Origin of the sequence: Streptococcus sp. 210928-DFI.4.42 (genome assembly GCF_020554365.1) — a bacterium.
Lineage (GTDB): Bacteria > Bacillota > Bacilli > Lactobacillales > Streptococcaceae > Streptococcus > Streptococcus parasanguinis_S.
This window is the reverse complement of sequence record NZ_JAJCHF010000003.1, coordinates 14,558-39,419: the sequence shown is the minus strand read 5'-3', so window position 1 is coordinate 39,419 and position 24,862 is coordinate 14,558. Positions and strand designations below refer to the sequence as shown.

General features: G+C 41.6%; 19 protein-coding genes and 3 pseudogenes. 19 read left to right on the top strand and 3 right to left on the bottom strand.

All coding sequences use genetic code 11. From position 1 onward, the window contains the following. Positions 1–41 precede the first annotated feature (41 nt). The 9 genes and pseudogenes from LIZ08_RS01730 (at position 42) to LIZ08_RS01690 (ending at position 8,651) form a co-directional block, all read left to right on the top strand. Positions 42–1,202, top strand: a complete 1,161-nt coding sequence (locus tag LIZ08_RS01730) for a restriction endonuclease subunit S (protein ID WP_195326983.1) — start codon at positions 42–44, stop codon at positions 1,200–1,202. 9 nt (positions 1,203–1,211) lie between these two features. Further along, positions 1,212–3,077: a DUF4435 domain-containing protein gene (locus LIZ08_RS01725; protein WP_195326864.1), complete on the top strand. Its 1,866-nt coding sequence runs from the start codon at positions 1,212–1,214 to the stop codon at positions 3,075–3,077. A 230-nt stretch (positions 3,078–3,307) separates the two neighbouring features. After that, positions 3,308–3,673 carry a type II toxin-antitoxin system RelE/ParE family toxin gene (locus LIZ08_RS01720; RefSeq protein WP_227038141.1) on the top strand — a complete coding sequence of 122 codons (366 nt, stop codon included), beginning with the start codon at positions 3,308–3,310 and terminating at the stop codon, positions 3,671–3,673. Beyond that, a complete protein-coding gene (locus LIZ08_RS01715) occupies positions 3,663–3,956 on the top strand; it encodes a helix-turn-helix domain-containing protein (protein ID WP_021144391.1) in 294 nt (97 codons plus the stop codon). Before LIZ08_RS01720 ends, LIZ08_RS01715 begins: the two co-directional genes overlap by 11 nt. Before the next feature lie 21 nt (positions 3,957–3,977). After that, positions 3,978–5,579 carry a type I restriction-modification system subunit M gene (locus LIZ08_RS01710; RefSeq protein ID WP_227038140.1) on the top strand — a complete coding sequence of 534 codons (1,602 nt, stop codon included), beginning with the start codon at positions 3,978–3,980 and terminating at the stop codon, positions 5,577–5,579. A 112-nt stretch (positions 5,580–5,691) separates the two neighbouring features. Next, positions 5,692–6,567, top strand: a pseudogene (locus LIZ08_RS01705) (Rpn family recombination-promoting nuclease/putative transposase). Positions 6,568–6,569: 2 nt separating this feature from the next. Continuing rightward, positions 6,570–6,866, top strand: a pseudogene (locus LIZ08_RS01700) (hypothetical protein); the annotation flags it as partial. Positions 6,867–7,019: 153 nt separating this feature from the next. Next, entirely contained in the window at positions 7,020–7,943 is a 924-nt protein-coding gene (locus LIZ08_RS01695) for an L-lactate dehydrogenase (RefSeq protein WP_227038139.1), read from the top strand. Between the two features lie 168 nt (positions 7,944–8,111). Further along, entirely contained in the window at positions 8,112–8,651 is a 540-nt protein-coding gene (locus tag LIZ08_RS01690; protein WP_227038138.1) for an NADPH-dependent FMN reductase, read from the top strand. A 28-nt stretch (positions 8,652–8,679) separates the two neighbouring features. On the opposite strand, the gene LIZ08_RS01685 is transcribed toward LIZ08_RS01690, so the two are convergent. After that, positions 8,680–9,375, bottom strand: coding sequence for a VIT family protein (locus LIZ08_RS01685; protein ID WP_227038137.1), 696 nt, complete (start codon positions 9,373–9,375; stop codon positions 8,680–8,682). 440 nt (positions 9,376–9,815) lie between these two features. Continuing rightward, positions 9,816–11,210: an MFS transporter gene (locus tag LIZ08_RS01680; RefSeq protein ID WP_227038136.1), complete on the bottom strand. Its 1,395-nt coding sequence runs from the start codon at positions 11,208–11,210 to the stop codon at positions 9,816–9,818. 312 nt (positions 11,211–11,522) lie between these two features. On the opposite strand from LIZ08_RS01680, the pseudogene LIZ08_RS01675 reads away from it, so the two are divergent. The 6 genes and pseudogenes from LIZ08_RS01675 (at position 11,523) to LIZ08_RS01650 (ending at position 18,834) form a co-directional block, all read left to right on the top strand. After that, positions 11,523–12,807, top strand: a pseudogene (locus tag LIZ08_RS01675) (PTS transporter subunit EIIC). After that, entirely contained in the window at positions 12,794–13,651 is an 858-nt protein-coding gene (locus LIZ08_RS01670) for an alpha/beta hydrolase (protein WP_227038135.1), read from the top strand. Before LIZ08_RS01675 ends, LIZ08_RS01670 begins: the two are co-directional and overlap by 14 nt. A 355-nt stretch (positions 13,652–14,006) precedes the next feature. Continuing rightward, on the top strand, positions 14,007–15,116 hold the full coding sequence (locus tag LIZ08_RS01665; protein ID WP_070589544.1) for a DUF4767 domain-containing protein: 1,110 nt from the start codon (positions 14,007–14,009) through the stop codon (positions 15,114–15,116). 214 nt (positions 15,117–15,330) lie between these two features. Further along, entirely contained in the window at positions 15,331–15,894 is a 564-nt protein-coding gene (locus LIZ08_RS01660; RefSeq protein WP_021152825.1) for a hypothetical protein, read from the top strand. A 176-nt stretch (positions 15,895–16,070) separates the two neighbouring features. Next, a complete protein-coding gene (locus LIZ08_RS01655; protein WP_031576714.1) occupies positions 16,071–16,838 on the top strand; it encodes an ABC transporter ATP-binding protein in 768 nt (255 codons plus the stop codon). After that, positions 16,831–18,834, top strand: a complete 2,004-nt coding sequence (locus LIZ08_RS01650; protein ID WP_227038134.1) for an FtsX-like permease family protein — start codon at positions 16,831–16,833, stop codon at positions 18,832–18,834. The genes LIZ08_RS01655 and LIZ08_RS01650 overlap by 8 nt, the downstream gene beginning before the upstream one ends. Positions 18,835–18,933: 99 nt before the next feature. Here LIZ08_RS01650 and LIZ08_RS01645 read toward each other — a convergent pair whose 3' ends face one another. Further along, positions 18,934–20,898 (bottom strand): peptide ABC transporter substrate-binding protein, encoded by a 1,965-nt coding sequence (locus LIZ08_RS01645; RefSeq protein WP_150905657.1) that lies wholly within the window; start codon positions 20,896–20,898, stop codon positions 18,934–18,936. A 259-nt stretch (positions 20,899–21,157) separates the two neighbouring features. Here LIZ08_RS01645 and LIZ08_RS01640 point away from each other — a divergent pair, with 259 nt between their 5' ends. The 4 genes from LIZ08_RS01640 (at position 21,158) to LIZ08_RS01625 (ending at position 24,785) form a co-directional block, all read left to right on the top strand. After that, a complete protein-coding gene (locus tag LIZ08_RS01640) occupies positions 21,158–21,487 on the top strand; it encodes a PadR family transcriptional regulator (RefSeq protein WP_023917534.1) in 330 nt (109 codons plus the stop codon). Next, on the top strand, positions 21,481–22,281 hold the full coding sequence (locus LIZ08_RS01635) for a hypothetical protein (RefSeq protein ID WP_195487030.1): 801 nt from the start codon (positions 21,481–21,483) through the stop codon (positions 22,279–22,281). The genes LIZ08_RS01640 and LIZ08_RS01635 overlap by 7 nt, the downstream gene beginning before the upstream one ends. Then, on the top strand, positions 22,278–23,108 hold the full coding sequence (locus LIZ08_RS01630) for a hypothetical protein (protein WP_227038133.1): 831 nt from the start codon (positions 22,278–22,280) through the stop codon (positions 23,106–23,108). Before LIZ08_RS01635 ends, LIZ08_RS01630 begins: the two co-directional genes overlap by 4 nt. Positions 23,109–23,393: 285 nt before the next feature. Next, positions 23,394–24,785, top strand: a complete 1,392-nt coding sequence (locus LIZ08_RS01625; protein WP_195422884.1) for an APC family permease — start codon at positions 23,394–23,396, stop codon at positions 24,783–24,785. Positions 24,786–24,862 lie beyond the last annotated feature (77 nt).

Genomic DNA, 24,862 nt, shown 5'->3' with positions numbered 1-24,862 from the left:
AATCAGTGATACATGGATATAGTATGAATATAGATAAAAAGATGATTAAAAGTAATATTCCCAAAATTAGGTTTAACAATTTTAAAGCTTTTTGGGTAGAAAAAAGAATTGCAGATATAGTCAAAATATCTGCTGGTGGTGATGTTGATAAAGTAAAGTTGAAAGAAAGTGGGAAATATCCCGTTGTTGCAAATGCTTTGACCAATAAAGGAATAGTTGGATTTTATGACGATTATAAAGTGAAAGCTCCTGCAGTAACTGTTACAGGTCGCGGAGATGTTGGATATGCAGTAGCTCGACATGAAAATTTTACTCCGGTTGTTAGACTTCTGACTCTTCAATCGGAAAATATTGATGTTGATTATCTTGAAAATCAGATTAATTCTATGAGAATTTTAAATGAGTCTACGGGTGTTCCACAATTAACAGCTCCTCAACTTGGGAACTATAAAGTGTATCATCCCGAAATTGACGAACAATCCGCCATTGGCTCTCTTTTTCGCACCCTCGACGACCTTCTGGCTAGCTACAAGGACAATCTTGCCAACTACCAATCTCTCAAGGCGACCATGCTTTCTAAGATGTTTCCCAAAGCTGGACAGACAGTTCCTGAGATACGTTTGGATGGATTTGAAGGGGAGTGGGATCTAATTAAGTTAGGTGATTTTTGTGATTTGATTACAAAAGGAACTACAGGAAAATCGCAATCAGAACAAGGAATGGTTAACTTTGTTAAGGTTGAAAACTTAAAAGATAATGAAATCTATCCTATTGTTAAAATTTCAGAGGAAGAACATTTCGGAAGCTTGAAGAGATCTATACTGTATGAAGGAGATATATTATTTTCTATTGCGGGTACTCTTGGTAGAACTGCAATTGTTAAAAATAATATTCTTCCAGCTAATACAAATCAAGCTCTTGCAATTATTAGAGGGTATAAATTAGATGCATATTTTTTATTAGTAGTATTATCTGGGGAAGTTGTGAAAGATTATATCCGAAAAAATCCCACGGTAGGTGCACAACCAAATCTATCCTTAGAACAAGTTTCTTCTTTAAAAATAAAAATACCATCTTTAGATGAACAACAAGCCATCGGTGCCTACTTTTCTAACCTCGATAACCTCATTGCTGCTCACCAAGAAAAAATTTCTCAGTTAGAAACTCTCAAAAAGAAACTCTTGCAGGATATGTTTATTTAAGGGGAAGTTATGTATAGCTCTATTAAAGAATTAATTACAAAATTAGAATCCGAAAAGAAAAGACTTCAAGATAACTTTAGTCAACTGGCTGATTATGACAGAGAAGTATATGAGAGTCAATACCAGCAAGTAGATAATTATTTTTCAACCCTTATTGATTTGATTAATAACGAACTAGATGATGAATTTTTATCTGATGATGTAGCAAAAAAGTATAAAAACCTTCGTGATAATTGGTTAGAAAGTCTATCGAATTGTTATGATAGTGATATTTATATGTATGAAACAACCTTACCTCAAATTTTAGAGAATTTTAAAGTAATTAAACTATTTTCTTTTATTTCGAAAGTAGATTCTACAACAGTTATTATAGGAGCTAATGGAGCAGGGAAAAGTAGTCTTATTAATGAATTACGGAAAAATAGTATAGATGAGATGTATGTTTTGCCTGCCCAGAAGCTACTGTATTTTGTGTTAAAGATTCATGATCGTAATGAAATTACTAGAGAAAGATACATTCAAGATTTAAAAGAAGTTGATCTTAAATATGAAACAATTGATTTGTATCCAACAAAGATTGAAAATGATTTTTCAAATACGTTTACTAAATTAATAACATTGTTGGTAAAAGACTACACAGATATAGTTACTCGTAGATCAAGAAAAGAAAAAAATTTACCTATAACTTTATTGGATAGAGTGGAACAAATATGGAATCAAATTTTCCCAGAAATAACATTTAATCCTGAATCTAATCATAGAGTTTTAGAAGTTGTAAGAAATGGATCTAAATATAGTATAAATGGTCTAAGTGATGGTGAACGTTGTATATTGTTTTATATAGGAAATGTATTGCTAGCTCCAGAAAATAGTTATATTATTGTCGATGAACCTGAAACTTTCTTAAATGCAGCAATCTATAATGAATTGTGGGATTTACTCATATCAGAGCGATCTGATTGTCAATTTGTTTTTGCTTCACATAATATGGACTTTGTTCAATCAAGAACCAACGCTACCTATATGTGGTGCAAGAAATTTGAAGCACCTTATGACTTAGATTATGAAAAATTGGAAGAATCTCAAGAATTTCCTTTATCCTTATTAACAGAAGTTTCTGGTACAAGGAAACCAATACTATTTTGTGAGGGAACTAAAACTAGTATAGATTATAAAATCTATTCTAAACTATTCAGTAAATTTTGTTTTGTAAAACCAGTACAAGGGCATAAACAAGTCATCCAGCATACTAGAGCTTATAATAATTTAAACAAAATGCATGGAAATAAAGCATATGGCATTATTGATTATGATTGGATGGAGGAGACGAAAATTGCAAAATATAAAAAGAAAAATATTTTTGTACTCCCTTTTAATGAGATAGAGATGCTTCTAGTGGATGAGGCAATAGTAAAGTCAGTTTTGGCATCTGACGATCAAGATAAAGAGCAAAAATTAAATAAATTCCAAGAATCTATTAAAAGTTTGTGTATGGAAAATAAAGAGAAGGTAATAAGTATCGCCTTAAAAAAGAAACTTGATGAATTTATGGAAGGTCATTTTATAGAGAAGAATAAACCAACTAAACATGATGCTCAAGAGTTTTTAGAAGGTTTAGTAACTAGATTTAATGTAACTTCAACAGTTGAAAATATAACTTCTATTGTTGAAGAAAGTTTAGTTTCATCAGATTTTTCATCAATTTTAAAGATTTGTAACTTAAAAAATGAGATAATCAATCAACTAGGGGATGCTCAAATCGTTCGCGACTTTAAAAATAAGTCAATAAATAGGATTACAATAGATTCCGAGTTACAAAACTCATTGAGAAACAAATATTTTGGTGAACTTATAACTTTGCTTAATAATAATTAAGGATGCTAGTTTATTATAATCCTCATTTTAAACACTAATAAACTCTTACAAGATATGTTTATCTAACCTTCAAAATGCCCCTTATCAGCATCCATAAGCACAGACTTTTTCGAATAGTATAAGTGAGTTCCTTTGATTCTTTCAAGGGGTGCTCCTTAGTATTTAATAACTTAAAAGTATTTACTTTTAATAACTTTAGAGTTATAATAAATTCGAAAAGAGGTTGCTTTGTGCACGCTATTTATTTTTATAAGGACAAACAGGGGAATCAACCGGTCTTGGACTACATGAGAGAGCTAGCTCGTCACGATAGCAAGGACAGCCGGATCAAACTCAACAAGCTCAATGACTATATCGAACTGTTGAGCCAGCAGGGAACACGTGCTGGCCAACCCTACATCAAGCATCTGGATGCAGAGATTTGGGAGTTGAGACCCTTGCGGGATCGGATTTTATTTGTGGCTTGGCTGGATGGGAGCTTTGTCTTACTGCATCCTTTTGTCAAAAAGACGCAAAAGACACCTAGACGAGAGATCGAAAAAGCCAAGCGGGAGTTGCAAGATTTGAAGGAAAGAGGGCTAAGTGATGAAGAATAGTGCCATCGGCAGCAATTGGAAAGATGTGAGAGCAGAGCTCTTCACCAAGGAAGAAATCCTTGAAAGTGATCTGCGGGTCGCGATTATGACAGAGCTGATTGAGGCTCGGCATGAAAAGGGCATTAGCCAAAAGAAACTAGAAGAACTCAGTGGGGTTAGTCAACCGGTCATCGCTCGGATGGAGACAGGCAAGACCAGCCCTCAATTGGACACAGTCTTGAAAGTCTTAGCCAGTCTAGGCAAGACCCTCGCTGTCGTCCCACTGGAACAAGAAAAGGTCTAAAAGAAATCAGAAAGAATTACTATGGAAACAACACAAACCTCCCAGTCGCTCTACCAAGCCCTGTGGAACTCAGCGGATGTGCTCCGTTCTAAGATGGATGCCAATGACTATAAGTCCTATCTATTGGGGATGATCTTTTACAAGTACCTCTCAGATAAGTTGCTCTTCTTCGTGGCGGAGACCATGGAGGAGGAGACAGAGAGTCTGGATGAAGCCTTGGCGCTTTATCGAACCTACTATGAGGATCCAGACTCTCAAGGGGACTTGATATCCGTCATCACCGATGAGCTCAACTATGTCATCAAGCCAGACCTGACCTTTACAGCCTTGGTAGACCGGGTCAATGAAGGGACCTTCCAGCTAGAAGATTTAGCTCAGGGCTTCCGAGACATCGAGCAAAGTGATGACCTCTATGAGAATCTCTTTGAGGACATTGATCTCTACTCCAAAAAGCTAGGGGCGACGCCTCAAAAGCAGAACCAGCTGGTGGCTGCCGTTATGAAAGAATTGGCTGTGCTGGATGTGGCTGGTCATGCAGGTGATATGCTTGGGGATGCTTATGAGTACTTGATCGGTCAGTTTGCGACCGACTCTGGTAAGAAAGCAGGAGAGTTCTATACGCCCCAGCCTGTAGCCAAGCTCATGACCCAGATTGCCTTTTTAGGACGTGAAGACGTGCAGGGCTTTACCATCTACGATGCCACCATGGGATCAGGCTCCCTCTTGCTCAATGCCAAGAAGTATTCTCACCAGCCTCAAACCGTCCAATACTTTGGCCAGGAGCTCAATACCTCTACCTATAACCTGGCTCGGATGAACATGATCCTACACGGGGTTCCAGTGGAAAACCAGTTCTTGCACAATGCCGATACGCTGGACGAAGACTGGCCGACCCAGGAGCCGACCAACTTTGATGGGGTCCTTATGAACCCACCTTACTCAGCTAAGTGGTCCGCAAGCTCCGGCTTCCTCCAAGATCCTCGCTTCTCCCCATTTGGTAAGCTAGCGCCTCAGTCCAAGGCTGACTTCGCCTTTCTCTTGCATGGTTACTATCACTTGAAACAAGACAATGGTGTGATGGCCATCGTCCTTCCTCACGGGGTCCTTTTCCGTGGCAATGCGGAAGGAACCATTCGCAAGGCCTTGCTGGAAGAAGGAGCCATTGATACCGTGATCGGTCTTCCTGCCAATATCTTCTTCAATACCAGCATCCCAACGACAGTCATCATTCTCAAGAAGAACCGGACCAATCGGGACGTTTACTTTATCGATGCTTCTAAGGAATTTGACAAGGGCAAGAACCAGAACATCATGACGGATGCCCATATCGAGAAGATCCTTAAGGCTTATAAGAGCAGAGAGGACATAGATAAGTTTGCCCATCTGGCTAGCTTTGAGGAGATCGTCGAGAATGACTACAACCTTAATATTCCACGCTATGTGGACACCTTTGAGGAAGAAGAAGTGGAGCCACTGACAGAGATTGTGGCTAAGATCAACCAAACCAACGCCACCATCGAAACCCAGACAGCTTCTCTTCTAGATATGCTCAGCCAGCTTCATGGAACAACGCCAGAAGCCGATGCTGAACTCAAGAAATTTGTCGAGGAGTTTAAGGGGTAAGGTATGAGGAGATGGTAGTAGGTAAAGGATATTCCTTTCGATATTCCTAATTTTTTTCGAATTATAGAAGTAGAGGGATCTTCCCTCTATTTTTTATCGAAAAGGAGCAGGGATGCAAAAGAGACACGCGCATGTATCGCCGACCTTGGACATTATGGCCAAGAAGATTTTTAGTTTGCCGGAAGTGACGACGGCTTTTATTCGAGATATTTTAGAGCTGGATGTGGTGGACGCTCAGATTGTAGAGGGAAGCCAGCCCCACAGCATGGCCTATGAGGAGGATGACTTGTTCTCCACTGCGGTGGATGTGAGAGCCAAGCTCCATGATGGAACCGAGGTGATCATCGAGATCCAGATTCGCAAGCAGCAGTATTTCTTGAATCGGTTCCATTACTATTTGGCTAATCAGCTGGTGGAGAATGTACAAAAACTGCGCCAGCAAGGACAGACACATAAGATGTACGAGCAGATGGAGCCCGTCTATGGGATTGCGATTTTGGAGAAGTCGCTCTTACTGGACGAAGAGGCCGCCATCAACAAATACTGGCTGACCAATAGCCGGTCTGGCAAGCAACTCAAGGCCTACTATAAAAATGGCAAGCACCAAAATCTTCTGCAGGTTGCCTTTTTAGAGCTAGACAAGTATAATAAAGATGAGAACCTGACAGATGCAGGCAGACAGTGGTTGGAGTTTTTTGGGAATCTTCCCTTTACAAAAGCTCCCAGTTAGGCCGTTGCTCACGCAGATTCATTATTAGATTCATCTAGCTGGACCAAGGAGGAGAAGACCATGATAGACGAGCGAATTCGGATTCAAGAAAATTATGATATGACCATGGAGACGGCGATTGATGAAGCGCGAGAAGAAGGTCTGGAACAAGGTCGTAAACAGTTGGTAAACGAGATGGTCTCACGAGGAATGTCGCCTGATCTTATATCGGAGATGACGGGTTTGTCCATTGAAGAGATCAAATCTATGTTAGCGTAAGATCTAGCTGGACCAAGGAGGAGAAGACCATGATAGACGAGCGGATTCGTATTCAAGAAAATTATGATATGACCCTGGAGACGGCGATTGATGAAGCGCGAGAAGAAGGTTTGGAGCAAGGATTGGAACGTGGTCTGGAACAAGGCTTAGAAAAAGGCTTGGAACAAGGCCTGGAACAAGGTCGTAATGAAGAACGTCTGCAGTTAATCCGCAAAATGATCTCACGAGGAATGTCGCCTGAACTTATCTCAGAGATGACGGGTTTGTCCATTGAAGAAATTGAGACTCTTCTTTCCTGAGTCGTTAACGGAGGCACCGCCTCTTTTCTTTTTTGAAAAAACTTGAAAATTTCCCCATATTTTCAATCCGCCTTTCTAGAATTGTGGTAGAATAGAGTCAACAAAGAGCTATCCTCACCAACAGTGTGATCGATACTAGAAAAGAGGATTCTGATGACAAGAAAAATTGGTATTATTGGTTTGGGGCATGTGGGTGCCACCTTGGCCCACAGCATGATTTTGAAACACACCTGTGATCACTTGGTCTTGATTGATACCAATGAGAAAAAGGTCAAGGCAGATGCCTTGGATTTCTGTGATACAGTTGCCAATACGGGGTATCCGGTTCATATCATGGTCAATGACTACGCGGCTTTAAAAGATGCGGATGTTGTGGTGTCGACTCTTGGAAATATCGAGTTGCAGGCTAATAACACTGATGACCGTTTTGCGGAGCTTCCCTTTACCAGCAAGCAAGTGGTGCAAGTAGCGCGTGATTTGAAGGCTTCTGGTTTTAGTGGGGTCTTATTGGTAGTGACCAATCCGGTCGATGCAGTCACTCAACTCTATCAACAATATACCGGCCTTCCAAAAGAGCAGGTGATTGGGACAGGGACCTTGCTGGATACAGCTCGGATGAAGCGCGCAGTCGCCGATCGTTTGCAGGTTTCTCCTGCTAGTGTATCAGGCTATAACCTTGGTGAGCACGGGAATTCTCAATTTGTTGCTTGGAGTCAGGTCCGTGTCAAAGGACACGCTATTACCGATCTCTTCTCTCAAGAAGAGCTTGATGCCATCAACTACGAGTCCTTGCGTGGTGGTCATACTGTATTTTTTGGCAAATTCTATACCAATTTTGGGATTGCAGCAGCAGCCCAACGCTTAGCAGAAGCTGTGATCAATGATAGCCACGAGGAAATGCCGGTGTCTAACTATCGTCCAGAATATGGAACCTATCTTGGTTATCCAGCGATTGTAGGTCGAAAAGGAATTATTGAACGATTGGACTTGCATTTGACAGAAGAAGAAAAAGAAAAATTACTCCATTCAGCCGAAACCATTAAGGAAAATACACGAAAAGGGCTGGAGCATGCATAAAAGAGAGGAGGCTGGGACAAAAGTCCTAGCCTCTCAATTGTTTTAGCCCTTGCTTAGTGAATTTAATAAAGCATAGTAAATTCCAAGTTGTAATTCTTGACATTACATCTATAGTGTGTATAATATTACTTGTAACAAATATTCTTACAACAGAAAGAGAAAGCAACTATGAAAAACATTTTATTTATCGTCGGATCCCTTCGTCAAGGATCTTTCAACCACCAAATGGCCCAGAAAGCAGAAAGCCTTCTTGAAGGAAAAGCAACGGTGACTTACTTGGACTACAAGGACATCCCTTTTTTTAACCAAGATTTGGAAACACCAACTTTGCCAGCAGTGCAAGCAGCACGTGATGCGGTCCTTGCTGCGGATGCCATCTGGATCTTCTCACCAGTCTACAACTTTGCCATTCCAGGTGTAGTGAAAAATCTGATCGACTGGCTTAGCCGTGCCCTTGACCTGTCAGAAACGCGTGGTCCATCTGCCCTTCAAGACAAGATCGTAACCGTCTCTTCAGTCGCTAATGCAGGACACGAGCCAATGTTTGCGGCTTACCAAGCGCTCTTACCATTCGTTCGGACTCAAGTAGTGGGTGACTTCACAGGAACAACCGTGAACCCAGAAGCCTGGGGAACAGGTGAATTGGTCTTGACAGATGAAGCAGTGGAAGGATTGAAAAAACAAGCACAAGCTCTATTAGAAGCATAAGAAAAGCTGAGACAGAAGTCTCAGCTTTTTAGATACTAAAGAGTTGTCCGAAAAAGTAAGTCACACCCATGGTGAGAAGGCCAATGATGAGATTGCGAAGCATGGCTTGCTTGGTTGGTGCTTTTCCCAGTTTTGCACTGCTATAGCCAGTGAAGATCAAGGATAGTCCAACAACGAAGACCGTCACCGGAATGCGATAGGTAGTTGGAAGGAGAATAATAGAGAGCATTGGAGGAAGGGAACCAATAGAAAAAGCAAGGAAGCTAGATGCAGCTGCATGCCAAGGATTGGTAAATTCTTCGTATTCAATGCCGTATTTCTCTTCGACCAAGGCTTTGAGGGGGTGTTTCAGAAAGGCCCGTTCTGTCAAAATCTTTGCGGAAGTTTCGCATTCTCCATTTTGAAGATAAGAGTGGTAGAGAGATTCTCTCGCTAACTTTGGATCGCGATCCAACAAGGCTTGTTCGCGGTTAACAGCGGCTTCTTCCGTGTCTTTTTGTGTGGAAACAGAGACATACTCACCTCCCGCCATCGAAAAGGCACCGGCCAGAATCGCCGATAAACCAGAAAGGAAAATGATCCAGACGTTTGACGTGGCACTAGCTACCCCAATCACCACCCCAGCAATAGAAATAATCCCATCATTGGCCCCGAGAACAGCGGCTCTCAAGATATTCAAGCGATCGTTAAATGATTCATCTACTCCATGTTTCATTTCAGTCATACAATGTCTCCTTTATCTTATTTAGAATGATTATAAATAAAAAACAGAAAGAAAGCAAGTACTTAAATTCAAATGATAAAAGTTCGACAATTTAATGGAATCTTTTAGTTGTAAAATTTGACATTATAAGCAAAATGGAGAGAGAATTTGGCATACACCTCTATCCTATCAAGGTTTATTTAGTAGAAGTGGCATAATTTTTGAGGATACTGATGGCATTATTACACGGGTTAGAAAAGGATAACAAAAAGAGGCTGGGACAAAAGTCCTAGCCTCTTAATTATTTTTGGATTGTCGAGCAAGACGCAGTGGTTGAGTGGGCTCTACTACGCTGATTTCATCAGCTTTTACAGCCCTACTCAACTGTGCGGAGGTGGGACGACGAAATCGAATTCTAACGAATGACCGATTTCTGTCCCACTCTCTTTTGATGAGAAAAGTTAGTTGTTTTCATTATCTTTTCCTACCACCCAAAATAAGAGAAGGAGTTGGAAAATACCTAAGGCAAATAGGACCATAAAACCGTTGCGACTTCCTTTAGCAGTGGCTTGGGTGAAGTCCATCTTTTGATTAGCTTGGCTCATGGCAACGATCAAGGAAGCCAGAGTTGTTCCAACAGCACCTGCAAATTGTTGCAAGGTATTAAAGATCGCATTGGCATCAGGTTGCTCATCCAGAGAGAGTTGTTTTTGTCCGTTGGTCATGATATTGCCAAAGGCAAGACCCATACCGGTCATGAAGATCATGTAAAAGATGAGAATCAAGCCATTTGTCAGCTTTAAGCCAAAGAGGGTGAAGTGGAAATGGGCCAGAAGGATGAAAGCAGCACCAAGGAGAATCGGTTTGCGGGCACCCAACTTATCTAAAATGAGACCAGAGAAAGGAGCAAAGCCAGCTCCAATGATAGCCCCTGGAAGCAGCATCAAGGCTGCAAGCGTCGTGCTTGAGTGGTTGACCAATTGGACATAATTAGGAAGAAGAAAACTCATGGCCAGAGAACCTAATTGGAAAGTGAAAAAGGCAAGAACATGGCCAGTGAGGAGATGGTTCTTTAAGATAGCAAGGTTGATAATGGGAGTCTCTATGCGATTAGACCGCCAGACCAAAAGGACCAGTCCCAAGCTTCCGATCACCAGCCAACCAAGCACAGAAAAACTGAAGAACGCATGATCCGCTAGGCCATGAATACCTAGAATCAACCCTAAAAATGAAGCAATAATGGCGAGAAGACTCATGATATCAAGCGTTTCTCGCTTGACTTTACTGATTTGCTCAATGGAGCGAAGTCCTGCAACCAGCGAAGCCAGAAGGATCGGGAATTGAACCAAAAAGATGGACCGCCAGCCAAAGTTAGCTGTCAAGAGACCACCGACAGTAGGACCAATGGCGGGAGCGATGGCTGTAATCAGAGTCCCCACTCCCATCATGAGACCGATCTTGCGTTTTGGGACTTGTTCTAAAATGATATTAAACATCAGAGGGAGGGCAAAACCAACCCCCATTCCTTGGACCAATCGCCCAAGAACCACAAAGCCAAAACTTGGAGCTAAGAAGTCGATAAGAACACCTAAAACAGATAGGAGATTTCCAACCAAAAAGATGGACTTCATTTTAAAGGAACGCTTGAGATAAGCAGATAAGGGGACCACACAGGCAACCACTAGAAGATAGATGGTCGTAACCCACTGGACGGTTGCGGTATTGATCTCAAATTCCTTCATCAATATCGGGAAGGTGATATTCATGGCAGTCTCCCCAGCCACCCCGCAAAAGGAAAGGATCCCTGTCGCAAAGATCGCGAACAAGACCTTGGCTGAAATTTTTTCTTGTGACATAGACGTCTGATTCCTCCTAAATCTTTCTATAATGTTGTAAAAATGGTCTGAAAATCCATCCTAGCTCTCTCATTTTTCGTCAAATCCAATCGCTATGGGCATAGCAGGACCGACGTTAACCTGATTCATCGTTTTGTTAGCTAACAAATAGTATAGAGGAAATGAAGATCCCTGTCAAAGAGTTTTTGAAAAATTATGAAAATTTTAAAAATGTTCTTAAAAGATGGTGCTTCTTCAAATGAAAGGGATTGCTCACCACTATAATATAATAAGAAGAAAGTAAGCAACGTGAACACACCAATAGGGGGCGCCATGGCCGAGTATTTAGTCCAGAAGTTTTTCTGGTTACGAGAAAAAAGTTTGATTCAAATATCCCAGAAAACCCTCGTTTCCTTATTTCCTTTTTTTCAGGAATCGTTCGAGTGATTGCCTTATCGCTCTTTTCCGATCGAGCCTATATTTATCAACTTTTTTCGATGGATAGTTGGTTACCATGGGATCAGGCCATGAGGCAGGTCCTCATTAATTTTTCTAACTTTCTAGGAGGTCTAGCGGGGCCTTTAGCGACTTACTTCGCTGGGAAATATACAGCTGGGCAATACGGTCGAAGTACGGGGACAGCCGGCGTGACTGCTCTTTTGGTCAGCTTGATTGTAGGGTCTCAGGAATTGTTGGTGGGACCACTCAATGATGGGCAATTGACGCGAATTAACTTACCTGCGACGACCAATATCCTCTTAGCCATTGTTTTAGGCTATCTAATCGGACAGATCTTTCGACTATCCAAGGCTAGTGACGACCAGATTGTGGACAAAGACTTTATCTATCAGCCCAAGACTGTGCGTCCCATTTTCTTGTCCTTGGTTCTAGGGGTTAGCCTGAATATTCTCCTCCTTCTTGGCAATCAGTACCGTATTTTTCAAATGATCGGTCAATTCTTTAGTTCTCTGACTATAAGCAGTCATCATCTCCTGTCCACCTTTGTCATGGGACTCTTCAGTGGCTTATCAGCTTGGGTCGGCAACAGTCAGGCTTTTGCCCTAAACTCAATTGCGGATGACAGTTTTGCTTTAGAAAATCTGAATTACGCTGTGACCCATCATACAACGACGGGGATTCCTCATCTCTATACTTTGACCAATTTGTATCGGAGTTTTGGCATGGTAGCTGGAATTGGCGCTGTCCTAGCACTTTTGGTGGCGATCTTACTGGTCTCCCACAGTCGAAAGGACAAGAAAGTCAGTCTCCTCAGTATTTTTCCAGGCCTCTTTAATAACGGTGCCCCCTTCATGGTAGGGATTCCGGTCCTGCTCAATCTTCTATATGTGATTCCCTTCTTATTGATCCCCTTGGTCAATATGGCCATCGCTGCTGTGGCTTTGTGCTTTAAGCTGATGCCAGCAGCCGTCTATCCAGTGCCGGATGGGACTCCTAGCCTTCTCTATGCTTTCATTGGAACGGGAGGAAGTCTGAGAGCCATAGCTGTGAGTATACTTTGTTTTCGATAGATGTGCTCCTTTATCTACCATTTGTCCGCATGGGAAATCGTATTCGAAAAGATCTAAAAGTGAAAGGAGAAAGCGATGAAAGTCTCTAAAAAAACAGCCATCGTCCTCACTTTGGTCTGTCTTTTCTTGATCGGTTTAGTCATTCCTTCTTATAGCTGGACTCGAACCAATGTTTCAAAAATCGAGAAATTTTATAATTCCAAACTGTCGCCCATCATTATGATTCCAGGAAGCTCAGCAACAGAGAACCGCTTTGATGGCTTGGTGACCAAGCTCAATCAAGGTCGCCAAGGCACCAAGCACAGTCTTCTCAAGGTCAAGGTATGGAATGATGGGCATATCACCTATAGTGGTAGTATTGATGCCAAGGACAATGAACCAGTGATTGTGGTTGGTTTTGAAAACAACAAAGATGGCTATAGCAATATTAAAAAGCAGGCTAAACTATTCAATCAAGCCTTTGAAGCCCTTCAAGAAAAATACAATTTTAATAATTTCAAGGGCTTGGGTCATTCTAACGGGGGCTTGATTTATACAGCCTTTATCGAAAATTATCTAGAAGATTATGATGTGGATCTAAAGACCCTCATGACCATCGGAACTCCCTATAATTTCACGGAAACCAATATTCAAAACAAATCTGAGATGTTGGCCGATTTTATCAAGGGAAAAGAAGCCATCCCTAATACGCTTTATATGTATTCAGTAGCAGGAACCATCACCTATGATTCCGATGAGTTGGTCCCAGATGCCAGTGTTTCTGCTGGGAAATATATCTACCAAAACCAAGCTGCTAGTTATACGGAGATCACAGTGACGGGGGAAGATGCCCAGCACTCGGACCTTCCAACCAATGATGAGGTGGTTGCCTTGGTGAAAGAGCATATTGAAAGTCAAACAGATCGTAGAGCCAAACCAAATAAAGAAAACTAATTGTGGCTGAGCAAAAACTCTCCAGACTTCTATGTTTAATAAGCATAACTGTATGACGCAGTGGTTGATTGCTCAAAGCACTGCTTTAAGGTGGTAGATAGGACTTGCGAAGCAAGTTTCCTAAGTATTCGTTCGCTTTTCAAGCTCCAAAGATGACCTAATGATGGAAACAAAGTTTCCTTTATCTACAACCTTCAACAGTCTCCCAGACTGTTGAAGCTATGCGGGGGAGGGAAAGTTGAAAAGGTTTGGGGAACCTTTTCAACCTTTTTAATTTTAGGAGTTCTTTCCCACTCCCACTTTTTTTAGTATAATAAAGATCAGTATGAAAACACGGGAGACTAAAGGAGATCAGATGAAAAGAAAACATTGGATGCAGTTGGGATTAGCGGCTTCGAGTATGGTCTTGTTAACAGGATGTTACCAAAGATACCAGCGCCAGTCCAGTCCTAAAAAAGAGGTTGCAACCAGCCAGACTTCAGCAAAGAAACAAGCATACAACAAACAATTATACCAGTCTGTTTTTTCAGACTATCAAAAGATTTTTGCCACTTCAAATGATTTGGATGCTATTTCCAAATTAAATTCTCAATTAGCCAAAGAAGATCGAATGATCAATAGCTGGGTGATCGAGACTGTCATCAATCAGCCAGAAGCCGTTCGCTATGCCTTTAAGGACTTAAATAGCGATGGGGTAGATGAGATGATCATCGCCAACCAGCAAACCGATGGGAGCTACTTTGCGACAGGAGTCTACTACCTCAAGGACCAAAAGCCGACCTTGCTTGCAGAAGGTTTCGTTGCTGGACACGGAGGAGCGCGCAATGCGACAACCCTCTATAAGGGAGGAGAAGTCCTGGAAGTCAGCTGGTTGTCGGGAACTGGCCGTGGTGTAGCCGTGCTTTCACGAATAGAAAAGACACCTCAAGCCGCGACAAAAGTCCAGGAAGAAGAAGTTCAGGTACCTGGGTCAGATCTGAATGCCCTCTTTGGAAAATCTGATGAGGATAAACTGGATCTCAAGAGTTTTGACTGGCAAACCTTTGAAAGCACACCATCAGGAGGCGATACCCAAAGCCAGGGGAAAACGCCATGGAATGCTGAAAAATCAGCAAAATTAGCAGAATTTATGAAGACCTGGGGTCAAAAGATGGGGCAACCCAACTACCAAAAAGGCATTGCTGGCGGTGATGTAGGACCAGACAACCTCTATACTCTAGGGGACAATAGCAAGATGGATGCTATTTATACAGATACTGGTCAAGGAAATGCAAAATACCGAATCGTAGAACGCTATAGCAATTGGGACAAGTATCCAGATGTGCATAGTTATTTCTTTGCCATTACAGATACAGGAGAGGGGATCGTCTTTCATTCCCCAACGACCAATGGTGGAAAGATGTACCTAAAACCAACAGACAACAAGGAACTTCAAGAAGAATTTACGCAACTGCTTCATCAATAAAAAGAAGAATAAACCAGAAAACGACTGTTTTTCTGGTTTTGTTTATCCCAAACAATGAATAAAAATACAAAATAAACGATATTTTTCAGGATAGAAAATATGTTAAAAACTAGTGATAATTAGCGGTATACAAGTGTTTAAAAACAGAAAATGTTTGACAATTAAAGGAAAATCATTTAAAATATATTCATTCTTTATTTATAGGAGAAAAAATATGAAAAAACTTCTTACAGCCGGTGTGGCTCTCTTGTCAGTTGCAACGTTAGCAGCTTGTTCTGGTAAAACTGCTTCAGAATCATCAAGCAAAGATGCAAAAGCTTCTTCTAGCAAAGTAGAAAAATCATCTACTTCAGAAAGCAAATCAAGCAGTTCATCAAAATCATCTAAATCAGCAACCTCTTCTGTTAAAATTCCAGAAATTGTCTTGTTGACTGATGATGAAATCGATAATGCCAAAACAATTGGTGATATGAAAACTCTTTATAGTAAATTAGTGGATAACTATAAAAAATATGCTCAAGATATTGGCGATCAAATTCCCGAATCACTGAGATCTAAATATACTCAACAAGTGGAACCAGCTCTCAAGACATTGGACGAATCAAAAACTCAATTTGATACAGCACTTTCAACTGGTGGTTCAGATGATACGGTTGTTCCTGAACAAGGGCGTACTGTTTTTGTACAACAATTGAAATCTGGACGTGACACTATGAAACAAGCTCTTGAAAGTGCATATAAATCAATTGCGCCATTGCTCTCTTCATCAGCTGAATAATCAATGAAAAAAATAGGGTAGGACCTCAAGTCCTAGCCTATTTTTGCTTTCTTACAAAAATGTAAGAAATAAAGGGTAAAATGTAAGGTTATGTTATGGTGAAAGCGTTTCAGTTTTAGTACAATAGATTTGTAAAAAACGATTGAAGCTTTTATCGAGCTAGAAAGGAATGGACCATGACCCTACTAGACGTTCAACATATCAAAAAAATTTACAAAACCCGCTTTCAAGGAACGCAGGTTGAAGCCTTAAAGGATATTCACTTCACCGTGGAAAAGGGTGAGTACGTGGCTATCATGGGGGAATCAGGATCCGGGAAATCCACCCTCCTCAATATCCTAGCCATGCTGGATCAGCCGACGGAAGGGCGGGTCTACCTCAATGGCACCGATACCTCAACCATCAAAAACAAGGACGCCTCCAGCTTCCGCCGGGAAAAACTAGGCTTTGTCTTTCAAGATTTCAACCTGCTCGACACCTTATCTGTCAAGGACAATATCCTCCTGCCCTTGGTCCTTTCCCGCAGACCAATCAAGGAAATGATGAGTAAGGTCGATAGCGTGAGTCGGGAGTTGGGCATTCACCAGCTCTTAGAAAAATACCCTTACGAAATCTCTGGTGGACAAAAACAACGGGTAGCCGTAGCACGGGCCATCATCACCTCACCTGAAATCCTTCTTGCGGATGAGCCAACAGGGGCGCTGGATTCCAAGTCTTCGGCAGCTTTGCTAGATGTCTTTGAAGATATCAATACCATGGGGCAAACCATTCTCATGGTGACCCACTCAACCGCAGCAGCAGCTCGGGCCAAGCGCGTGCTCTTTATCAAGGACGGGATTCTTTACAACCAGATCTTTCGTGGGGAAAAGACAGAGCGTCAGATGTTCCAAGAAATCTCAGATACTCTGACGGTCATGGCGGGAAAGGAGGATCCTGATGTTTAAATTAACAAGTAAATTAGCACTTTCCAACCTCAAACAAAATCGCAAGTTGTATTATCCTTTCGCTATAGCTGTCATTTTAACGACCATGATCCTTTATAGTTTTATCGCCTTGTCATTGACCCCTCATTTAGAGGATTCTTACGGAGGGGGATCGGCGAGAACTGTTCTTGGTTTTGGCAGTTTCATCGTCCAGCTGGTCGTCATCATTTTGGTGGCTTATGCCAATGGCTACGTCATGAAAAATCGTTCCAAAGAACTGGGACTCTACAGTGTTCTGGGAATGGAGAAGAAGCATCTCCTCATCATGACCTTATGGGAATTGCTCTTCTTCTATGTTCTCACAGTTGGAGTAGGACTGGGTTTGGGACTCTTGTTTGATCGCTTGATTTTCGCCTTGCTTCTAAAATGTATGGGTTTACCAGTCGTCATTCAATCAACCTTCCAGATAGAGGCTGTTCTTAACACTTTACTTGGGTTAGCCTTAGCTTTTGGCCTCATTCTCTTGTTGAATTCTTTCCGCCTCTTGCGCTACAGTTCCCTCCACCTTATGCAGCAAAAGAAAGCAGGAGAGAAGAAGGGACGCTTCTTGCTGGTTCAAACTCTGTTAGGACTTGGGCTCTTAGGAATTGCGTTTTATATAGCGCTAACCGTTGAGCGGCCAGTTGCGGCTGTCCAAGGATTCTTTATTGCCGTCATCTTGGTCATTCTAGCGACTTATCTCTTATTCAACGCAGGCTCTATTACCTTCTTAAGATTTCTCAAAGGTCGAAAATCCTACTATTACAAGCCAGAGAATTTTATATCTGTCTCCAACTTAATAGCTCGGATGCGAAAAAATGCAGCGGGCCTTGCGACCATTAGTATTCTATCCACCATGGTCTTGGTCACCTTAACCGGGTCGCTCAATATCTTTATTGGAGGGCAGAATTACCTAGATACGGTTTACCCTTCTGATTACATGATTAGTGTGGGGCATATGCCTTCAGATGCTGAAACAGAATCGGTTATTGAGGATGTTCAAGCTCAAATTAAGAAAACAGCCGATGCGACACATCTATCAGATTATCAGGTGGCACAGACTACATACTGGTCGGCTGAAATTCGAAAGATTGATGGAAGGAGCTTAGAGGTGAATGACCAGTCCACTCCATCAACTGGTCAGGAGTTGAAGTCAGAAGGAACAGTCTACTTTTTTGATCAGGCGACTTATGAGCAACTGACCGGTCAAAAAGTTGAGCTTGGGGAAAATGAAATCCTAGCCTATGGGTATCAATATCCTGGAAAATTAGACGCACAATTAGAAATCAATGGGAAGACCTTCACGATTAAAGAAAAACTAAACTCCAATTTTATCCAAGGGAAACTCCCTCAATCCGACCTGTTTCAACACCAAATGGGCTTGTACCTGGTCCTCCCTGACTTGAACCAACTGGGACTAAAAGTTGATAAAAATTTGGAATTCTCTATTAGTGCTAAAAATAAAGATAACCAAGATTTTATTTCTGGCTTGATCAAAGAGCTGTATTCGACAGACAAAATCAGTCAATATGGTGCGACTTATTTTGGTGGATTTGATCGATACAGTATAGAGAAAGATTGGCGTGAAACAGCAGGGACTCTTCTATTTATCGGGATTTTTCTATCGGCGATCTTTCTATTAGCTACAGTTCTCGTGATTTACTACAAGCAGATTTCAGAGGGTCATGAGGATCGAGATAATTTTGTGATCTTGCAACAAGTAGGATTGGACCAAAAGCAAACGTCCACCACTATTCGCAAACAGATACTCACTGTCTTTTTTCTTCCATTATTCTTCTCCTTCCTGTACCTAGGAGTAGCCTACAAGATGATCGCAAAAATCGTTGCTATCTTAGGAGCAACCAATGCGGGCTTGGTGCTTCAAACAACTCTTTCTATCTGCGCTGTCTTCTTCATCTCCTATGTCCTTGTCTTTCTTCTGACTTCTAGAAGTTATCGGAAGATTGTCGTGAGGTAGCGTTCGAGTCTATAAAAGATTAGAAATAAGATGAAACATACAACATTTTGTTAGCACAAAAAACACCGAGGATCAAATCCCCGGTGTTTTCTATCACGATTATTTCACGTGTTTTGCAAGTTCTTCTTGCGCTTTTTTGTTTGATTCTTCTTTTTCTTTCAACCAATTCTTATAAGCTTTTTCGTAATCAGCAGTTGTAACTGTCTTATCTTGAACTTTTTGGTATTTGAAGAAGCTTGATTCACCTTTAATACCAATTGCAGAATTTGCTGCTGAGAATGGCGTTACCTTCGTGATAGATGGAACTCCACCCTTAGAGTAGATTGGAAGTACCATTGCGTTTTCAGTCAACCAAGCTTGGGCAGCAGCGTATTTTTCATAACGCGCATTGGTATCCAATTTTTCAGCATTAGCAGCATCCAACAATTCTTTGTATTGGTTCAAACCAATTTTTTCGATGAGAGCTTGGTCTTTCTTAGGATCAAGTCCCATACCAGTCAAGGTTGAACCATCTGTTGGGTTCAAGATATCCAAGTAAGTAGATGGATCTTGGAAGTCAGGTCCCCAACCTGTGATATCCATATCAAAGTCTTTTTGATCTGGTGATTGGGCGAAGTAAGTAGCGTTGTCTGCATCGTCTGTAGACAATTTTTGTACATCGATCACGACATTGTCTTTACCAAGAGCTGTTTCAATAGAACTCTTCATAGAGTCTGCTTGTTGGACAAGAGCATTAGAAGATTGGTCTACGACATAGTCGATATGGATTGGGAATTGAACACCTTGTGATTGCAATTCAGATTTCGCTTTTTCAAGTTCCGCTTTGGCTTTATCCGCATTATGCAAGCTATCTTGCGCGTCAGCAAAGCTAACACCTTTCCACTCATCTCCTGTTGCGGCAAGTTTTTCTTCAACGAGCGTACCGAAGTCTTTTCCGTTGGCTTGCACAAATGTTGGTGGAACTAGAAGGGTACGTAGAGTTTTTGATGCTCCGTCTTTCCCGTTAACTTGAGCGCTGTAGGAAGTTCTGTCTAAAGCAAAGTTCAAGGCTTGACGGAAATTCTTGTTTTGAAGAGCTGTCTTAGTACTGTTCTTTTGCTCATCAGACGTCTTCTTCGTATGACCGTAGTTTTGACGGTTAACGTTGAAGTAAGCGTAGTAAACAGTAGAATCTTGAGGTGTATAAACGATGTTATCCTTGAATTTCTTCTCAATTGTGCTGTAAGTTGAGCTTGTTGGGAAGAGACGAGCAGTAGATAGGTTCCCATCTGAGAAGTTACGAGCAAGATAGTCTTGGTCAGATCCATCGAAGTAAGTCAATTTAACCGTATCGATGTGAACATTTTTCTTGTCGTAGTAATCAGGGTTTTTATCCAACTCGATTTGTGATTTTGAAGTGAAGGATTTCAAAATGTATGGACCATTGTAGAGGATACCATTTGGTTTCACGCTACCAAAGTCTTTCCCAGCTGATTCCAAGAATTTTTCATTAACTGGCATCATGGTAGCAGTCGTCAATTTAGAATTCCAGAAAGATTCTGGTTGGTTCAAAGTGTATTGAAGAGTGTGATCATCAACAGCTTTTACCCCAACAGTTGAGAAGTCTTTGGTTTTCCCGTTTACATAGTCATCCAAGCCTTTGACCGAGTTTTGAACCAAGTAAAGAGCATCCGATTTTTTATCTGCTACGTATTTTAGAGATGTCACGAAATCTTGTGCAGTGACGTCAGCGTATTCATTTCCTTCTGAATCATACCACTTCGCATCTTTTCGAAGCTTGTAAGTATAAGTCAGACCGTCTTTTGAAACGGACCAGTCCTCAGCAAGAGCAGGCACTAAGTTACCGTATTGATCGTTTTCAAACAAACCATCGACCAAGTTGGTTGTAATGTCGCTTGTAGTTGAACGATTTGAAGTCAAATAGTTCAAGGAATCAGGGTCTGTACCATACACGTAGTTGTAAGTAGTCCCTTTTGACGCATTAGAAGATGAGCCACATGCAGCAAGGAAAAGCGTTGAAGCCGCGGCGACACCTGCTAAAAGAGCAAGCTTCGATTTTTTCATATTCGTGTCTCCTTTTGAATAATTTTAATTATTATACTCCAATCAATCTATAAAATAAAGTGTTTTTTGAACTTTTTTTGCATATTTACACACCAGTATACAGTGAAAGCATTGATTTTAAGGGATTTTTAAGGAATAAAAATTTTTTTTTAAAAGTTACTATTTTGCTTTACATACTAGTTGAGAAAGAGTATACTGATAGTGAATAAACTAGTATGTAAAACAAACTAGTGAATATGTGAAGAAAGAGGTGAGAAGGATGAAGGAGTCCCAATTACTAAAGGGAGTCTTGGAGGGCTGTGTGCTGGAGATTATTTCCAAAAAGGCCATCTATGGTTACGAATTGATTCAAAGTCTCAAAGAGATGGGATTTGATAAGATTGTCGCTGGGACCATTTATCCCCTACTTCAAAAATTAGAAAAACAAGGAATTATTCATGGGGAAATGAGGCCGTCTCCAGATGGTCCCGATCGTAAGTATTTTTCACTCAGCGATGCTGGAAAAGAGCGTTTAGGGGAATTTTGGGACCAGTGGCAGGAGCTAGTCACAAAAGTAGAACGTATCAAGAAGGAGGGAGAAGAATGGTAGAAAGTTATACAGAAAAAATGTCAGATGAATTGATTCATTTAAAGAAAGAGGATCAAGCCTATGTGAAAAAAATGGTCGCTTATATTGGGGCTAAGTCCTATTTTTATGATGATGAAGCACTTGGTGAACAACTCTACAATATGGTTTGCGACCTAAAAGTTGCTGAGAAAGAAGGCATTCGGGCAGTGGATTATTTTGGAAAGGATCCACGGGCGATGGTGGATCAAGTTCTTTCAGATTTGCCTAAACGCTCTTTAGGATCTTATGTGGGACTCGTCTTCCTAATTGGAGTGATCTTAGTTGGCATGCGTTATTTAATGGATTTCACCTGGATGACACCACTAAAAATCGAACCCTTGACCTATGTTGTCATTCTCCTCAATTTCTTGGTGTTCAGCCAGTTCATCACGTGGCTTTGGTCTAAACAGAGCTATGGTGAAATGAAGTGGTCTTGGGCTATGTTTATCAGTGTGATCAGCCTGATGGTATTTCTGAACATCGTACGACAATTTTCGATCTATTTTGGCCACATTGGGAGTCTCTTCTTATCAGATGGTTGGGCAATTGTTCTCGCTGTCCTAGTCTTACTTGGGTTTACGGTCATGGCTTTTAGAAGCAGGAATCGTCTGATGTCGAGTCTACTAGTCATGGGCCTGACTTTCCTAGTTACAGGATGCTGGATTCGTCTTGTGAATCAGGAAACTGCTCATTTAATAGGCTGGTTACTTCCTCTCATGGGACTAGTCCTGACCCTTATTGTATTTTGTCTCCAAAGAAAGAAGGAAGAAGCATGAAATCAGCAATGTATTTTGAAGAAACGCAGGCCTTGATGCAAACCTTTAGCCAGGAGGACCAAGCCTATTTCCAAGATCTCTGGGATTATTTCAATTTTGCAGGTTTCTTATATGAGGAGAAAGCCTTAAGAGAGCAGGTCTATAATCTAGCGCTAGATTTTTCGCAAGCAGGAGCGGATGGCTTAACAGCCAAGGACTATTTTGGACAGGATCCAAAGGGAATGGCAGACCAAATCATCGAGAACATGCCTAAAGAATCTACGCGGTCTGTTCTGAAGTATGGGGCGATTGTCTCGGGAATTGTGATTTTTTATCGCCTCTTAAGTGATTTTGCTTCTCAAGCGGTCCTTGTGCTCAAGCCACTAGTCTATTTGACAGACATCATTTTGGGACTCCTAGCTGTTGGGATCATCTTCTATCTCCTTCGTCGTCTCATTTTTGCGGAGGAAAAAACGAAAAAAGCAATTTATGTAGCATTTGTTCTAGTTCTAGGATTCTATTTTGTCGGTGAAATAGTGGGAGTCCGCTTCTTGCCAGCTCTTGCTTGGTTTGTAGTCCCTAGTCCTTGGGATACTCTTCTCATGACAGGGGCTAGCGGGGCTCTCATTCTTTGGCAATGGAAAGAAGAGTTTGGACGAGCTTTCATCTTTCCTATCGTCGCCTTTTTAGTGGTTGGATTCTTACATCGCTGGACCTTGGCACAAGGAGTTCAGAATCTTGGTATGACGGTTCTTCTGCCCACAGTGATCATCGTCTTTGGGTTGGTTATTTATTATTGGTTTACGATTCGTGCTTTGAAAAAGAATAGGACGGAAAGTGATAAATAGTAAGAAAAGGGGGGGCTGGGACAAAAGTCCTAGCCTCTCAATTATTTTTGGATTGTCGAGCAAGACGCAGTGGTTGAGTGCTCAAAGCACTGCTTTGAGGTGGTAGATAGGACTTGCTAAGCAAGTTTCCTAAGTAGTTGTTCGCTTTTCAAGTTCCAAAGATGCCCTACTCAACTGTGCGGAGGTGGGACGACGAAATCGAATTCTAACAAATTACCGATTTCTGTCTTACTCTCTTTCTTATCCAAGTATGATAGAATAAACTCATTAGATGGGAGAATATACATGAATCTATTTCGAAAAAAGGCTTGGGGACAGGTTCACCCAGGGTTAAACCGCTATTTACGGTTGTGGGATTTGATTATTTTAGGAATCGGTGCCATGGTGGGGACAGGGATCTTCACGATTACGGGGACTGCAGCGGCGAATTTAGCTGGTCCAGCCTTGATCATTTCAATTGTGATTGCGGCTTTTTGCGTCGGCTTATCTGCCCTCTTCTTTGCAGAATTTGCATCCCGCATTCCTTCAACTGGTGGAGCCTATAGCTACCTCTATGCCATCTTTGGAGAGTTTCCAGCCTGGATTGCAGGTTGGTTGACCGTGATGGAATTCATGACAGCCGTATCAGGTGTGGCCTCAGGTTGGGCTGCTTATTTCAAGGGATTGTTGGCCAATCTTGGCTGGCGTCTGCCGACGGCTTTAAATGGGACTTTTGATCCAGCTGCGGGAACTTATGTGGATCTCTTACCTATTTTGGTCATGGTCCTCGTCACAGCCTTGGTCCTTATGAATGCAAAAGCCGTCTTACGCTTCAATTCCTTGCTGGTCTTACTCAAGTTCTCAGCTCTTACCTTGTTTATTCTTGTCGGGATTTTTCACCTAAACCCTGGCAACTGGGGAAACTTTGCCCCTTATGGCTTTGGCGAAATTTATGGTGGTCAAACAGGGATTATGGCTGGCGCTTCGCTCATGTTCTTTGCCTTTCTTGGTTTTGAGTCCATTTCAATGGCGGTCGATGAAATCAAGGAACCACAAAAGAACGTTCCTCGCGGCATTGTCCTTAGTCTTTTGATCACAACGGTTCTTTATATCTTGGTTACCCTGGTTTTGACCGGCATGGTTCCTTTTAAGAACTTAAATGTAGAGGATGCGGTTGCCTTTGCCCTCCGTCAGGTAGGAGCTAGCTGGGCAGGGAATTATGTATCGTTGGTCGCTATTTTGACCCTGATTACCGTCTGCATTTCTATGACTTTTGCCCTCTCACGGATGATTTACAGTTTGGCGCGAGATGGCCTTTTGCCAAAAGCGATGAAACAGCTCGATCCTAAAACCAGAATCCCAAAAAATGCGACCCTGGTCGCTGGAGTAATGGCTGCCATTGCTGGTGGAGTTTTTCCGCTAGCTAGTATCGCTTCCTTTTTAAATATCTGTACCTTGGCTTACCTGGTTATGTTGGCCTTTGCCCTCTTGAAATTGCGCAAGGAACACGGTGCTCCTGGACCTGGTGAATTTAAAACGCCTTTGGTTCCGGTCTTGCCAATTCTATCGATTGTGGTCTGTGTGTCCTTTATGACCCAGTATTCTCTATCGACCTGGCTGGCCTTTGGAGTTGCTCTCTTGATTGGGATAGGAATTTATTTTGGCTATGGGTATCGCCATTCAGAAGAACATAAATAAAAGATGAAAGCTAGAGTAGAAGAACTCTGGCTTTTTGTATAGGGAAAGCTCTTTTTTTGGTATAATAAAGGGAGAAA

Coding starts and splice junctions, on each gene's coding strand:
- LIZ08_RS01690 (WP_227038138.1), top strand. CDS start 8,112: ATGAAAAACATTTTATTTATCGTCGGATCCCTTCGTCAAGGATCTTTC.
- LIZ08_RS01650 (WP_227038134.1), top strand. CDS start 16,831: ATGTTTAAATTAACAAGTAAATTAGCACTTTCCAACCTCAAACAAAAT.
- LIZ08_RS01645 (WP_150905657.1), bottom strand. CDS start 20,898: ATGAAAAAATCGAAGCTTGCTCTTTTAGCAGGTGTCGCCGCGGCTTCA.
- LIZ08_RS01635 (WP_195487030.1), top strand. CDS start 21,481: ATGGTAGAAAGTTATACAGAAAAAATGTCAGATGAATTGATTCATTTA.
- LIZ08_RS01695 (WP_227038139.1), top strand. CDS start 7,020: ATGACAAGAAAAATTGGTATTATTGGTTTGGGGCATGTGGGTGCCACC.
- LIZ08_RS01630 (WP_227038133.1), top strand. CDS start 22,278: ATGAAATCAGCAATGTATTTTGAAGAAACGCAGGCCTTGATGCAAACC.
- LIZ08_RS01685 (WP_227038137.1), bottom strand. CDS start 9,375: ATGACTGAAATGAAACATGGAGTAGATGAATCATTTAACGATCGCTTG.
- LIZ08_RS01655 (WP_031576714.1), top strand. CDS start 16,071: ATGACCCTACTAGACGTTCAACATATCAAAAAAATTTACAAAACCCGC.
- LIZ08_RS01730 (WP_195326983.1), top strand. CDS start 42: ATGATTAAAAGTAATATTCCCAAAATTAGGTTTAACAATTTTAAAGCT.
- LIZ08_RS01670 (WP_227038135.1), top strand. CDS start 12,794: ATGAAAGTCTCTAAAAAAACAGCCATCGTCCTCACTTTGGTCTGTCTT.
- LIZ08_RS01660 (WP_021152825.1), top strand. CDS start 15,331: ATGAAAAAACTTCTTACAGCCGGTGTGGCTCTCTTGTCAGTTGCAACG.
- LIZ08_RS01640 (WP_023917534.1), top strand. CDS start 21,158: ATGAAGGAGTCCCAATTACTAAAGGGAGTCTTGGAGGGCTGTGTGCTG.
- LIZ08_RS01680 (WP_227038136.1), bottom strand. CDS start 11,210: ATGTCACAAGAAAAAATTTCAGCCAAGGTCTTGTTCGCGATCTTTGCG.
- LIZ08_RS01715 (WP_021144391.1), top strand. CDS start 3,663: ATGAAGAATAGTGCCATCGGCAGCAATTGGAAAGATGTGAGAGCAGAG.
- LIZ08_RS01710 (WP_227038140.1), top strand. CDS start 3,978: ATGGAAACAACACAAACCTCCCAGTCGCTCTACCAAGCCCTGTGGAAC.
- LIZ08_RS01665 (WP_070589544.1), top strand. CDS start 14,007: ATGAAAAGAAAACATTGGATGCAGTTGGGATTAGCGGCTTCGAGTATG.
- LIZ08_RS01625 (WP_195422884.1), top strand. CDS start 23,394: ATGAATCTATTTCGAAAAAAGGCTTGGGGACAGGTTCACCCAGGGTTA.
- LIZ08_RS01725 (WP_195326864.1), top strand. CDS start 1,212: ATGTATAGCTCTATTAAAGAATTAATTACAAAATTAGAATCCGAAAAG.